Origin of the sequence: Nostoc sp. 2RC (assembly GCF_014222165.1) — a bacterium.
In the GTDB taxonomy this organism is placed as follows: Bacteria; Cyanobacteriota; Cyanobacteriia; order Cyanobacteriales; family Nostocaceae; genus Nostoc; species Nostoc linckia.
This window is the reverse complement of sequence record NZ_JACKZU010000220.1, coordinates 1-13,669: the sequence shown is the minus strand read 5'-3', so window position 1 is coordinate 13,669 and position 13,669 is coordinate 1. Positions and strand designations below refer to the sequence as shown.

Annotated in this window: 10 protein-coding genes and 1 pseudogene; 3 read left to right on the top strand and 8 right to left on the bottom strand. The window is 40.7% G+C overall.

Going from position 1 to position 13,669, the window contains the following annotated elements; all coding sequences use genetic code 11:
• Positions 1-271: 271 nt before the first annotated feature.
• The 6 genes from GNE10_RS22205 to GNE10_RS22180 all read right to left on the bottom strand — a co-directional run bounded on the left by GNE10_RS22205 (position 272) and on the right by GNE10_RS22180 (position 8,559).
• A complete protein-coding gene (locus tag GNE10_RS22205; RefSeq protein ID WP_185567023.1) occupies positions 272-1,195 on the bottom strand; it encodes an ion channel in 924 nt (307 codons plus the stop codon).
• Between the two features lie 529 nt (positions 1,196-1,724).
• The gene (locus GNE10_RS22200) at positions 1,725-2,624 is read right to left on the bottom strand and encodes a YsnF/AvaK domain-containing protein (protein WP_185567022.1); all 900 of its coding nucleotides are present in this window, start codon (positions 2,622-2,624) and stop codon (positions 1,725-1,727) included.
• 102 nt (positions 2,625-2,726) lie between these two features.
• Positions 2,727-3,611: a DUF2382 domain-containing protein gene (locus tag GNE10_RS22195; protein WP_185567021.1), complete on the bottom strand. Its 885-nt coding sequence runs from the start codon at positions 3,609-3,611 to the stop codon at positions 2,727-2,729.
• A gap of 616 nt (positions 3,612-4,227) precedes the next feature.
• Entirely contained in the window at positions 4,228-5,064 is an 837-nt protein-coding gene (locus tag GNE10_RS22190; protein WP_185567020.1) for a DUF2382 domain-containing protein, read from the bottom strand.
• A 424-nt stretch (positions 5,065-5,488) separates the two neighbouring features.
• Positions 5,489-7,153: an NAD(P)H-hydrate dehydratase gene (locus GNE10_RS22185; RefSeq protein ID WP_185567019.1), complete on the bottom strand. Its 1,665-nt coding sequence runs from the start codon at positions 7,151-7,153 to the stop codon at positions 5,489-5,491.
• Between the two features lie 530 nt (positions 7,154-7,683).
• Positions 7,684-8,559 (bottom strand): hypothetical protein, encoded by an 876-nt coding sequence (locus tag GNE10_RS22180; RefSeq protein ID WP_185567018.1) that lies wholly within the window; start codon positions 8,557-8,559, stop codon positions 7,684-7,686.
• A gap of 324 nt (positions 8,560-8,883) precedes the next feature.
• On the opposite strand from GNE10_RS22180, the gene mnmA reads away from it, so the two are divergent.
• Complete coding sequence (gene mnmA, locus GNE10_RS22175; RefSeq protein WP_185567017.1) at positions 8,884-9,939, top strand: tRNA 2-thiouridine(34) synthase MnmA; 1,056 nt, start codon at positions 8,884-8,886, stop codon at positions 9,937-9,939.
• 243 nt (positions 9,940-10,182) lie between these two features.
• Positions 10,183-11,151, top strand: coding sequence for a TauD/TfdA family dioxygenase (locus GNE10_RS22170; RefSeq protein WP_185567016.1), 969 nt, complete (start codon positions 10,183-10,185; stop codon positions 11,149-11,151).
• A gap of 388 nt (positions 11,152-11,539) precedes the next feature.
• Here GNE10_RS22170 and GNE10_RS22165 read toward each other — a convergent pair whose 3' ends face one another.
• Entirely contained in the window at positions 11,540-12,097 is a 558-nt protein-coding gene (locus tag GNE10_RS22165; protein WP_185567015.1) for a cysteine hydrolase family protein, read from the bottom strand.
• A 294-nt stretch (positions 12,098-12,391) separates the two neighbouring features.
• On the opposite strand from GNE10_RS22165, the gene GNE10_RS22160 reads away from it, so the two are divergent.
• Positions 12,392-13,231: a hypothetical protein gene (locus tag GNE10_RS22160; RefSeq protein ID WP_185567014.1), complete on the top strand. Its 840-nt coding sequence runs from the start codon at positions 12,392-12,394 to the stop codon at positions 13,229-13,231.
• Between the two features lie 363 nt (positions 13,232-13,594).
• On the opposite strand, the pseudogene GNE10_RS22155 reads toward GNE10_RS22160, so the two are convergent.
• A pseudogene (locus tag GNE10_RS22155) lies at positions 13,595-13,669 on the bottom strand (photosystem II protein D1); the annotation flags it as partial.

The following is a 13,669-nucleotide window of genomic DNA, read 5'->3' as shown; positions in this document are numbered from 1 at the left end:
GAATTCAGGAGTCAGGAGTCGGAATTCACAAGACTAATTATTGAAATCGTAAAAAGATTTCAATAATTAGTCTTGTGAATTCCGACTCCTGACTCCTGAATTCTGACTCCTGAATTCTGAATTCTGACTCCTGAATTCCGACTCCTGAATTCCGACTCCTGACTCCTGAATTCTGAATTCCGACTCCTGAATTCCGACTCCTGAATTCCGACTCCTGAATTCTGACTCCTGACTCCTGAATTCTGACTCCTGACTCCTGACTCCTGATTTCTCACTCCATCTCATCTAAAGGTAAAACATCGTGGAAGCGATTGTAGTCGATGTAGCGATGTCCATCAGGTGTTTCGTGGAAGATATCGACAAAGCGATTATTCCACAAAATCTCGTGGGCGCTATAGCTATGACGGGCATAGACGACCTGTGTAACTGTTTCATCAATACCACTCAAAGAAATCATCAGCATCGAATTTGTTTGTATTAGTGATTCTGCGGTCATCCCATATAAAGGACTAAACTCATCAATTACATGCACCACTGACCAGCTTAAGGAAAAGCTTGGTGTTTGGTTCCGCAGCAGTTTTAAATCGTAGATTCTACGCATAAACTGACCTTCTGCTGTGATTTCATCGCGCATCAAATATACTCGCAACTGCGCTTCTAAAATCATATTGCGGCGCTGATTAGCAGTGCGAAACATCAAAGTCGGCTTGGTATCATGAGGTGTAATCACCGCTACACGACTAAACATTACACGGGCGGTTGGTCGAGAAAACCGAGCAAAGGCTAGTCCAGTCATGACCGCAATTCCCACCAAACCGATCATCGCTTCAATGGTAACAATGATATTGGCGTAAGTTGTTTTAGGATACATCGCACCGTAGCCGATGGATGCTAGGGTTTGGACGCTAAAGAAAAAAACATCCAAAAAAGATCCTGGCCTAGCATTGGCGATACAATCTCCTCCTAGCAGGTAAGCTATGGCGAACAGAGCATTAATAGTTATGTAAGATAAACAAATCAGTATTAAAAAGCCAGGCCAGGGAATGGTCAGTAGCAGATGGTAGGGATCGCGCCAATAGTAGTACCATATACCCATCCCCATAATTTCAAACTTTCCATCTCGAATATGAATGTCAATACGTGGGAGCAAACGCTGTTTTTGTTTGCGTGAAAGTCGCTTGACTCGAAATTTCATCTGGGGTAGCCAAAAGAATTATAACTAAGTATTATTATTAGCCTTACAACCAAGTTGTGATGAATTGAAATTTCTGGATCGCCATTGCTGTCAGAATTGAGAATTCAGAATGGAAGCATATCATACTTAATGCAATTTTCAGGTAAATAGACCACGTGCTAGGGGCGCAAGGCTTTGCACCCCTACGACACATATGGTTCAAATAGATGAAAACTGCTGTAATGCAGATTTGGCGGTCTTCAATTGGTGGTAAGTTCAAACTTCCACTAATTATTTTTAATTGGAGTGTTCGCGCAGCGTCTCATAGAGAAGCGACTTTACTTGTTTATTTCCACTGGTGCGCGTCCGTTGGAAACTCACATTAAATTATGAGTAAAAAAATAGGGCGTGCAATGCTCGCCCTAATGATTTATCTGCTAGAAACTTATTTAGAAAACATTTCAATTTCGTGAACTACACAAAATTAGCTTTAGTAATCTTCAAATTAATTCATAATTTGTAATTAGACCAAGGGTTAGAGTCCCAGACTTCATGATTCAGGTTTTGGTTTTTGACCTTTGGAACAGCGGTCAAACCACTCTTGATATTTTTTTTGATGTGATTCATCTGCAACAGAAATTACCACTTGCACCTGATGGCATCCGTGATTTTTTTCTAGGGCGATCGCATTCAATAATAGACTAGCAATTTTCGGTGAACTAAATTCACCACTGACTGTTAAACCACCTTTAAAGTTTGTCAGTTCGAGTGTTTCTCCTAGATTCAACTCCAGTGCAGAAATTCCACCATCACTTAAATCAATTTCTGCAAGTTGCTTGTGTTCTGGGCTGACTTGTTCGACGATTAATTTTTCACGCCGCACAGGAACTTGTATCATCCGAGTTTCGATTTCTTTGCGAACAATGACTTCGCCTATTTTATGTTTATTGCTTTCAACAACTAGTCGTTCTTCTAATAAACGAATAATTTTTTCTTCAGTAACATCTTCTAATTCTGATGGATTAACAGAATTATTTATAGTTTGATTATAAGCTAGTTCTTGAGTAGAATTTTGTGAAAGTTCCGGTGTGCCTTCGCCTGGTGTTTCTACTGCTAAATATTCAGGCATATACTCTATTTGTGATTTATCGAAGTCTATGAAAACAGATTTAGTGGGATTATCGATTTTTTTGACTCTCTGGCTATGCACCCAGAAAAAAGAAGTATCTTTATCAGCTAAATCCTGATTAGATAATAGAACTTGTTGATTTACTCGGTTAGATATTACTAAGTTTAACCGATGATTACTATCCACAATCAAATCCTGAACCTTTCCCACTAGTTCACCTTGACTATCAAAGACAAGAAAATTTTTTACCTTATTTTTTAAACTTGCTAGTAAGGTGTTAGTGTGAATATTCGAGCTTGCATGTCCAATGTTATTCGTCATCGGTTAGCTATTACAAAAAGGGATTGGGTATTGGTATTGGGGACTGAGTGTTTGGTGCTAAGTATTGGGAAATAGCTTCTATTCCCCAATCCCTATTTACTGTTAACGTTCTTCAATGGGAAGATTAGGAGCATTTATGTCTAGTTCTTCACGGCGCACAGTTTCTTGAGCTTCAACTGTGTCTCGGTCTACGACTTTCTTGACTCTTACTTCTTCACGCACAACAGTTTCTTTGCGAATTTCAGGAGTTTCTTCATGGAGTTCAACGCGAGCAACTTCACCTTCACGGAAGTCTGCTTCACGCGCAGAAACAGGCCTACCTGCATCTGCTGGGGTTACACGCTCAATTACAACTCGCTCTTTTTCTACTGGTACTGCGACTCGTGCAGTGTCGGTTTCAACGTGTTTACCAATTGCTACTTCTCCAGTTTTGCGGCGTTGTTTGCCGGCAATTAGTCGTTCTTCATACAATCTCAGAGTTTGATGATCTTGTTCATTCAAATTGAATAAAGAAGAATCGTTTTCGTATTTGTAACTATCACGATTGTAACTAGGAGTAGAATAGGTGCTATCTAATGGTGCTGATGCTTCTACGGGTGCTGATGCTTGTACGGGAGTGGTATATTCTCCAGGGCGACGATATACTCCACGCACCCGTTCTTCGTAGTCATAGTCAAGGGCGAGGCGTTCGTTGAACTCTGGTAAATCTTCTGCTTGCTCTCTAGTTAAGCCAATGGTGTAAACGCGATCGCTATTATAATCAATACGAGCGCGACCAATTGGTAATAAAACTTTTTTACCAAAAATCCAGAAACCTAAGTCAACAACTAAATAACGGATATGGCCATCTTCATCAACTAAAACATCGTTGATACTACCAATTTTTTCATCAGTCCCTTGTGTATAAACACCAAGTCCTTTAATATCATGACCATCAAAACTATCCCGGTAGTTAGGCTCAAAATCTTCTAATTTGTAAAGAACCATTCTATTTAGCCTCAAAATTTTTATTTACATTTCCTTATTAACTAAGGTAGACATATATTCACTTGTTTACCTCCTTCTACCGAAATAAATTCTTTAATCAAGGATTATCAAAGGTTATAGATTATTATGAAAAATGAATTAAAAACTTTTCAGACCGAAATACAGGCAAAAATCATTTTATTTGCCTGTTATAATTTATAAAAATACAACACAATTCAACACTAAATTCCCGAAGAATTTAGAAGTCAGAATCAATTAGTAAGGAATTCCAATTAATTACTAATACCAAATTGGCATAACAAGTATTATTTGAAATTTTTAGAATAGCTTTGTAGCAAAAGCTTTTCATCAAAAATCCCAAACTTGCACTAAGCCTGTGGAAGTATCTAAAATCAAAATTGGTCTAATTTAAGACTACTAAATCTTCTCTAAAAGACGCTAAGCGAACGATTTAGTGTGGTGTTTCACCACTTATTCATCCACCACTCGCATTCAGGTAAATTCTCAATTCTGGCGACTAACGCCAATATTGCTGTTTTGATAAATCTTGAGAGTGGGCTTTCCAACCCACCCTTGTATATCTCATTTACATGAAAGGTATTGTAACTGCTAACTATTAAATATTTTTATGTTTAATAGTATCAGTTTCCTGTATATGTAATTCACCAGCAGTATCAATATTTAACTCTTCTCGACGAATTGTATCTTGTGCTTCCACAGTGTCGCGTTCTATTACTTTCTTAACTCTGACTTCTTCCCGCACAAAAGCTTCTTTACGTATTTCTGGTGTTTCTTCGTAGACTTCTATGCGTGCTACTTCTCCTTCTTGAAACTTAAGTTCGTTGCTATCAAAAGTTCCTACTTCAGTGGGCACAACTCGTTCAATTAAAACTCTTTCTTTTTGAATAGGTACTGTAACACGTGCGGTTTCAGTTTCAATGTGCTTACCTACAGCTACTTCCCCAGTTTTCACCCGATGCTTATTAGCAATCAATCTTTCTTCATAGAGTCTAAAAGTTTGATGATATTGCTCATTCAACTCATATAAAGCTGGTTCTTTTTGGTAACTGTATGCATTATTATAAGTTAGATTACTGGTTGAAGGACGAAATACACTACGTACTTTTTCTTCATAATCGGCATCAATATTTCCAATTTCCTGATATTCAGGTAACCTTTCTATTTGCTCCCTGCTCAATCCATCAACATGGACTGTTCTTGCTGGATAATTGATACGTGAAAGACCAACTGGTAGTAAAATCTTTTTATGAAGAGAATCTAGTGTGGTATCAATGATTAAATACCGAAAACGACCATCATCATCAACTAAAACATCAACAACTAAGCCAATTTTTTGTCCACCTTCAGTATAAACATCCAGTGATTTTACGTCATCTCCACCAAAGGTTTCTCGATAATTTGGATCGAAATGTTCAAGTTTGTGAAGGGGCATATGCTGTTCCCAAGTTGTCTATAATCTTTATCTGCTAGTCTAAAAAATAATAGAATCAATCTCCTCCTACTGACGACTGAATTAAATTGAAACGTTTCCTCGTCTATAGCTCATACTTTATGATGGTAAAATTTTGGTTGAAGACTATTAATAATCAATAGAAATATAACTAAAGTTATAATCAAACAGCACTTACGCAAAAATCAAGTAATTTCGTCATTACGAGAGATAGCGTACTCCTTTCGCGCAGCGTGTCACAGATAAGCATCTCCTAGAGAAATAATCCACCCCTGACCCTGGGATTGCTTCGTTGCACTTCGTTGCGATCGCAATGACAATATTAGCGTTGCGTATGAAATGATATTATGTCCGCCTAATCACTTATCAAAAAAATTCTTTGCGTAAGAGCGTCCCCACATCATTCCTAATGATAAGTAATCAACTGGAGTTTAGACTTGAGAGTTTTGATTAAAAATTGTGCCAATGTAAACGCATCCACACCCAACTCAGTACGTTCTTGGGCTGCTAAAATCCCAGCTTGGCAGTGCCACCAAGCAGCAGTGGCAGCAATATCTTCCACTGGGATGTGTTTAGTGGCCGCTTGGGCTAACAATCCACCAAGTAGCCCAGTTAACACGTCGCCACTACCGCCACGGGCTAAGGCGGGTGTACTTTCTGGAATAATCCAAACTTGATTTTGGGGGTTGGCTATGGCGGTTCTTGCACCTTTTAGCAATACTACCGCTCCAGTTTGCGCTGCTGCTTGTTGTACTGCTTTGATTCTGTGATGCTTAACATCAGTGATATTGGGGAACAATCGCTGGAATTCACCTGTGTGGGGTGTGAGGATAGTTGGTGCTTGGCGTTTTTGTAGAGTGGGGATGGTTGCAATTTCGGCAAGTATATTTAAAGCATCGGCATCGAGAACCAAAGGAACATCGCTTTCTATGACTTGTTGGACAATGGGACTGGCGTCTGTTGTTAAACCAGGGCCGCAGGCGATCGCACTAAAAGAACTAAGATTAGTTTTTGTAGGTAGTTGCAATTGGGCAATGGCTCCAGTTTCCGTTTCTGGACAACCGACAATCAGCGCTTCTGGCAAATGTGACACCAAAAGAGATTTCAAAGATTCTGGTACCGCAACCGAAAGCATTCCCACACCACTACCCCGCGCACCCAAAGCAGTTAAAATTGCTCCACCTGCATAGCGTCGCGAACCACAAATCAACAGTAAATGTCCTTCCTTATATTTGTGGGTAATTGCTGGACGGGGTAAAGGTAAAGTCGAAAGTGCCGTTATTGGTGTAATGCGTTTAATTCTGGGTGCTTCTGAGAGAACAGCTTCAACATCAGCCAAAGGAATATCAAAATCAATTAACTCAGCTTTACCCACATATTCCAGCGCTTGGTCTTGTAAAAAAGCCAACTTCCACAAACCCAAGCAAAACGTGTGAGTGGCGCGAATTGCAGTTCCCAATACTTCACCTGTGTCGGTGTGCAATCCCGAAGGTAAATCAATACTCAAAATTGGCACAGACAATTGATTTAACTGATTAATTGCAGAGGCGATGGGATCGGTGAGGTTTCTTTCTAAACCAAATCCAAATAATCCATCAATCAACAAATCAGAATTCGGTAATTGCTCAATTTCTTGATAAATGGGAATACCCAAACTTCGAGCATACTGCAAGTGCTGTGAAGTTAATTCCTTAAGCTGAGAAAAAGGCGAATAAATCCAAATTTCATAGCCACGAAAATATAATTCACGGGCTACTACCAAAGCATCTCCCCCATTATGACCGGGGCCGACGAGAATACCTATACAGGGATTTGAGAAGAACAAAGAAGAAGACGCAAAGAGGGGGGGACGCGGGGACGTGGGGAAAGAACTCTCCGTGTCCCCGCGTCCCAATGTCCCCGCGCCCTTTTGATTTGGGTAAATATTTTGAATGCGACGGGCAATTAAGCCTGCTACCTTTTCCATCAAAGCTACTACAGGCATTCCGGCTGCAAAAATCCGCGCTTCAATCTCGCGCATTTGCTCAGCAGTTACTACTACTTGTGAAATTTGTTCTTGCCTATCTGACATCAGTAATGAGTGAAAAGTTAGGAGTTAGGAGTTGGGAGTTAGGAGGTAGGAGTTAGGAGTTGGGAGTTGGGAGTTATGAGTTATGAGTTGGGAGTTAGGAGTTAGGAGTTAGGAGTTGGGAGTTAGGAGTTAGGAGTTGGGAGTTAGGAGTTAGGAATTTGGAGTTGAGAGTTATGAGTTGGGAGTTTGAAGTTAGGAGTTAGGAGTTGGGAGTTGGGAGTTATGAGTTATGAGTTGGGAGTTATGAGTTGGGAGTTAGGAGTTAGCAGTTAGGAGTTGGGAGTTAGGAGTTAGGAATTTGGAGTTGAGAGTTATGAGTTGGGAGTTTGAAGTTAGGAGTTAGGAGTTGGAAGTTAGGAGTTAGGAATTTGGAGTTGAGAGTTATGAGTTTTATATTACTGCTAGTTGCTAGCTTTAACCTTGGCAAGGTGGGTAGAATTTCTGCACTAAAACTTCTTTTGATGCCTAACTCATAACTCCTAACTCATAACTCCTAACTCCTAATTCCTAACTTCCCACTCTCAACTTATTCACTTACCGTAATAAACCCTAGCATTTCTGTATCCGATGTTTCGGAGATACTTATTCCATTCTTCTGCTTGTACTCGGTCAGCAAAAGGCCCTACTGCTACGTGGGGCCCTCGTGGTTGCGTTCTTTCCAGGACACCACCAGATCGTCCTAAATTTTGGCTGAACTGAGCTAAAGTCTGTCTAATTTGAGCCGCGATCGCAGGTAATTCTTGTGAAGTGGTGGGAATGGCTACAAAATATCTAGAGACTTGTTTTGGGATATTTGCAGAACGGCGATCGCTATTTCTATTACCTGCGTCAAAATAGCCTGTTTCCTGTCCGTTAGCAAAGCTGATAATTCGTGCGCCATAAATGCCTCGTGACTGTAACTCATTCACCCGTTGTTGGGCGTTGGATACTCTGCTAAAAACTCCTGATTGAATGACGTTACGTCCTTGATATTCTCGAACGTAAGCACTAGGTTCTAGGCGACGTATTTGTTCTAGGGTCTGGAAATCGCTAGCATCTACGAAAACTAAATAGCGTTCAAAGTTTTGGTTATATTGACTAAACTGTGTTGGTTGAGAAGGCTGAAAATTTTGTTCGGGTTGATAAATCTCTGTTGGTTGTGAAGGCTGAAAAACTTGTGCTGGTTCTAATGGCTGAGAGTATTGTTCGCTTTGATAAGTTTGTGCTGGTTCGGCTGGTGGTAACTGCGGCGATTCTTGAGCAAAGGGAACTGGCGGTAAAGGTTCAAATTCTTGGGTTAGTAGCAGTTTGCTATTGGAGATTTGTGCTTGTGCTGGAATAGAGTTGGCAAGCACTACAAAACATCCTCCCATTAACAAAGAGAAGATTTGAAATCGCACAAATTGACTTGGTATTGCACTAGACATAATTAATTAGAAAGTAATCTAAATGGCAATTTACGTCAGGAAATAATTAGTTTGCTGTTGTAGCAATTAGATAGCGTTAGTGTTAAATTACCTCATTTAGGTTCTAAACAATACATCTGTTACTAATCTTAGATAAGTAGGTGAGTGACAACTACCTATTTGGTTGCTGCTAAGCTTATCCACCCTCAAAGGATATGGAATTTCACCTTGACTGTTAACCGTCAACAGTCAACAGTCAACAGTCAACTAAAGCCCTTTGCCGGCAAGGCTTTGAAGAGTCTATGCTACAATTGGACAACCACGCAACTACCGTGTTGGGTTTGTATGAAAAAAGTCGTCGTCGGTCTTTCGGGTGGTGTTGACAGTTCCACCGCCGCTGCTATCCTGTACCATCAAGGCTATGAAGTAATTGGTTTGACCCTTTGGCTGATGAAAGGCAAAGGCCAATGTTGCTCTGAAGGTATGATCGACGCGGCTGGTATTTGCGAACAACTGGGCATTACCCACGAAATTGTGGATATTCGGGATGTCTTCCAAACGAATATTGTCGATTATTTGGTGACTGGTTACAGCGCTGGAATCACGCCTTTGCCTTGTTCTCAGTGCAATAAAACCGTGAAGTTTGGGCCAATGGTACAATATGCCCGCGAAAAATTGGGATGCGATGGCATTGCCACTGGCCATTATGCCCGAATTAATTATGATGAAGTCACTGGACGTTACCAGTTACTAAGGGCTGTTGACCGCAACAAAGACCAGTCTTATTTCCTTTATGATTTATCTCAAGATTTACTAGAAGCTAGTATATTTCCTTTGGGTGAATTGGAAAAAACTGATACCCGTCGTATCGCTGCTGAATACGGTTTACAAACTGCTGATAAGCCAGAAAGTCAAGACTTATGCTTGGTGGAAAGTAATGGTTCTATGCGGGCATTTCTAGATAAATATTTAGCTCCCAAACCAGGCGATATTGTGGATACCACGGGCAAAATTTTGGGAAAACATGATGGTGTTCATCACTACACTATTGGACAACGCAAGGGTTTAGGAATTGCCGCTGCGGAACCGTTGTATGTGGTTGAATTAGATGCGGTGAATAATCGAGTTGTCGTTGGCGATCGCACTAAAGTAACTCAGCCAGAATGTACTGTAGGACGAGTAAATTGGGTTTCTATTGCCGAACCATCAACTCCAATTCATGCCGAAGTGCAAATTCGCTATCGTTCCACACCTACACCCGTAACGGTGATTCCTCTGGAAAACTCCCGCGTGCGCTTGGTATTTGATGAACCGCAATTCAGCATCACACCCGGACAAGCTGCGGTGTGGTACGACGGAGAAAAAGTCTTAGGTGGCGGAATTATCGAACAGTTTATCTAATCTCAAGTTACTTCAAGTGCTCGATCGTTGACTGTAAACACTCAAGAGTCAAGACCTAGATTGGAGTAATTTATTTTTGGAGTTTTCTAATTCGTATAACTTTACATTTATTATACGGTAAATATATCAAGTTACCGTATAATTTTTGGAGTTGCGATCGCTTCCTTTGATTACCGTAGATAGCAACCAAAGGAAGCGGACTTTACGAAAACTCCTCAACGGATTGAACTCTGGAGAATTTACATGAGCTACAAGCATATTGAAGTCAAACCAGTGTCTGGTTTCATAGGTGCTGAAATCAGTGGCGTGGATCTTTCCCGTCCTCTGCACGATGAAGCAGTCCAAGAAATTCGGCAAACACTATTGAAGTGGAAAGTTGTATTCTTTCGGAATCAAAACATTGACCACGCTGCACAAATCGCCTTCACATCTCGTTTCGGCGAAGTAACCTACGCACATCCCCACGAAGATGAGCCTATCGAAGGTTTCTCACAAATCCTACCCATTGACCGCAGTCGCTACGAAAAGCGTAACGGTCTACGGCGTTCCAGCTACGAAAGCCGCTGGCATACCGATGTGACTGCCGTTGTCAACCCCCCTGCGGCATCAATTTTGCGTGCGGTTAACGTTCCCAGCATTGGTGGCGACACACAGTGGACTAATTTGGTTGCAGCTTACGAGGGTTTATCAGCACCCGTGCGCGCTCTTGCAGACACACTTAAAGCCGAACATCGTTTTAATGCGCGTTTGAATTTGCCTAGCAACAGCAAGATTGCCCAACGCATTGCGGCCAATCCCTTGGTTTCCATTCATCCAGTTGTTCGAGTTCATCCAGAAACCGGCGAACGTGCGTTGTTTGTAAACCCTGGCTTCACCTCCCACATTCTTGACGTGTCGCGACAAGAAAGCGACTTGCTGCTTGAATTATTCTTCAACCAGATTACCAAGCCTGCTTACACCACCCGCTTCCGCTGGAACAATGGTGATATTGCCTTCTGGGATAACCGCGCCACCTCACATTTAGCACCTCAAGATCTAGATCATATAGAAGTCGAGCGCGTACTCTACCGCACCACCATCACCGGCGACGTTCCAGTTGGAGTTGACGGTTTCCGCTCCCAAGTGGTTGAAGGTGAGGCTTTCAACAGTGAATTACCAACTGTTTTGAAGAACAAAGCCCAGCAACTAGAAGCCCAGCCAGTACTCTCATAAATCATTTACGTAGTAGGGTAGTACAACTAGCTGTACTACCCTAAACAATTCAAGCCCCAGTATCGACGATATGGGGTTAATCTAAAAAAATATTCCATAGAAGAGTGTTGACTGTTAACTGTGAACAGTCAACACCTTAGAGACCATTTATAAAGTAAATCTTAAGTAGGGTGTGCTACGGCTATGAAAGGATTTGGGACTTAGAGATAATGAAATTAAGCTGTAACGCACCATCCATCAATGCGCGGTGCGTTAGCCGCTAAGATAGTTATTTCGTGACCAATCATATCGAAAATATGCGCCTAACACACCCTACATTAATTTTATTTTCACTTTATAAATAACCTCTTCAACTGAATAATTTATTTTTCGCAGTTACGCTTTAGGCTCATTTGGTATTTTCAAGATTATTAATCCATTTAGAAGTATTGATTACCTGACTTATAAAAGTATCTTGGGCAACTAAAGTTGCTCGATGAAGTTCTTCACCAGTAGCACTACCTCCATTATTTTGAAATCCAAGGGTTCCTGTGGCGTCAGCAAGAAACTCTACAGAAAAACCCAAATGGGCGGCTTGTCTGGCGGTTGTGTCACAACACATTTGGGTCATGTATCCAGAGATAACGACGGTATCAATATTCCTCTCTCTGAGCCAAGCTTCTAATTCTGTTGCTGTAAAACTTCCTGGCAAATTTTTCTCGATCAGGAGATCGTAGGGATATTTGGCAATTTCCGGATGAAGTTCCCACTCTGGACTTCCCTTTTGAAAAATGGGAGAGTTTTCTAGCGGTTGTGTATGTCTAACAACAATCACAGGTATATTTCGCTCTTGAGCAATATTCATTACTCGAAGAATATTATCTAAACTTCCCGATGGATAGGTTATTGGTAGTTTACCAGTGAAGTATTCGTTCTGAACATCGATTACTAATAAGGCCCGTTTCATGTTAATTCTTGTCCCTGATAAGTAGAAGCAGGAAGCAGGAGGTAAAAGCCAGTCTCGATCGCGGTTTTAAACTTTTGTATTTTACATTATTTGTTTGAATAGAACGACTTGAAAAAACCGAACTATGTTAAGTAATGTAAAAAATAAGATTCGGTTCGTAGTAAGGACTTTAGTCCTTTTTTGAGAACCAAAATTCTCACTACAAAACTTTAATTATTTACCCTGTTCTACTTATATTTATGGTAAAAATACTGAATACCGAAATTATCCAATTTTAATTGTCAAAATTTTCTCATGAAATTAACTCAAAAACTGGGTATTTCCACTATAGGTGTTGTTCTCGGTTGCGCTAGTGTTAGTTTACCTTATGCAGCACAAGCAGCAACATTTCTCTTTGACGGAAGTGGTACACCCGACGCTGTTGGTTGGCGATTAGACAGTTTTCTGGGTGAATTACCGAATGATACGATAACAGTAATACCACAATTAACTGGTAAACCCAGTGATGTATTAAGTGTTAGTACTACCGGAACAGCAGTTCATCTGTATAGCAGAAACATTAATGCTACTAACTATATAATTTCGATGGGTGTAAAAGTACTGCGTTCTTCTTTCAATTCTTTTGACTATGGCTTGGGTTTATCACCCTTTGCACAACAATTTTTTGACACAAATGGTAATTATTTGGGTTCTAACTTAGATCGGGCTAATTCATTAACTATAGGCGAAAACAGTATACAGTGGTCTGACTTAGTAGGGGATAGCTTCGCAATCGATACTTCTGTTTTTCGTGAATATGCAATTAGCTATACAGATGGCAATCTGAATGTCTACGTGGATAAATCTTTTGACGACATTATTGCCGGTACTGCAACTCCTGTGCTAACACGTACTGGTGTAACACCACAAGACGAAAGTGTAGTTGGTACTGTTGCATTTGGCGACGGGTCTAATGACAGCATTTTTTTCCCCAATTGTTGTGTGAATTCAGCTTATGAATTGGATTTTATTCGATTTCAGTCACTTGATAACGCCACCTCAGTACCAGAACCCAATACTAACTTTGCTCTGGCATTCTTTGGACTTGGTAGCTTGCTCATAAACAAGAAGTTAGGATTTTTCCGAAGAAGATAATTTAAGGCACTTCCAAGTAAAAAAATATTCTATAGAAGACTCTACACTGTTGACTGTTGACGATTCACAGTTAAGAGTAAACAGTCAACTCTTTAACGGGAATAATTTATTTTTTGGAGTTCCTTACTGTACTCATACCGATTCAAAAAATGTTTGTGACAGATACCCCACCCGCCTGACGGCACCCTCCCCTTACTAAGGGGAGGGGTCTTGTCTATGTGTTGCATTATTTTTTCAAATTGGTATCAAGCAGGGTTACCAGAAAATTGAATCGCATTCTTCACTGACACTAAAAAGCGCCCTCCTTGATGGAGAGCGCTTTTGATTCTATTTAATTTTCAGTTCAGTGGACTAGGGCAAGGATTAACCGTTGATAGCAGGAGCGCTGATTGCAACAGGAGCCGCTTCGGCAGATGCCAAGTCTAAGGGGAAGTTGTG

Excerpts from the sequence above, each read along its gene's own strand:
- GNE10_RS22205 (WP_185567023.1), bottom strand. The coding sequence starts at position 1,195 with ATGAAATTTCGAGTCAAGCGACTTTCACGCAAACAAAAACAGCGTTTG.
- GNE10_RS22200 (WP_185567022.1), bottom strand. The coding sequence starts at position 2,624 with ATGACGAATAACATTGGACATGCAAGCTCGAATATTCACACTAACACC.
- GNE10_RS22195 (WP_185567021.1), bottom strand. The coding sequence starts at position 3,611 with ATGGTTCTTTACAAATTAGAAGATTTTGAGCCTAACTACCGGGATAGT.
- GNE10_RS22190 (WP_185567020.1), bottom strand. The coding sequence starts at position 5,064 with ATGCCCCTTCACAAACTTGAACATTTCGATCCAAATTATCGAGAAACC.
- GNE10_RS22185 (WP_185567019.1), bottom strand. The coding sequence starts at position 7,153 with ATGTCAGATAGGCAAGAACAAATTTCACAAGTAGTAGTAACTGCTGAG.
- GNE10_RS22180 (WP_185567018.1), bottom strand. The coding sequence starts at position 8,559 with ATGTCTAGTGCAATACCAAGTCAATTTGTGCGATTTCAAATCTTCTCT.
- mnmA (WP_185567017.1), top strand. The coding sequence starts at position 8,884 with ATGAAAAAAGTCGTCGTCGGTCTTTCGGGTGGTGTTGACAGTTCCACC.
- GNE10_RS22170 (WP_185567016.1), top strand. The coding sequence starts at position 10,183 with ATGAGCTACAAGCATATTGAAGTCAAACCAGTGTCTGGTTTCATAGGT.
- GNE10_RS22165 (WP_185567015.1), bottom strand. The coding sequence starts at position 12,097 with ATGAAACGGGCCTTATTAGTAATCGATGTTCAGAACGAATACTTCACT.
- GNE10_RS22160 (WP_185567014.1), top strand. The coding sequence starts at position 12,392 with ATGAAATTAACTCAAAAACTGGGTATTTCCACTATAGGTGTTGTTCTC.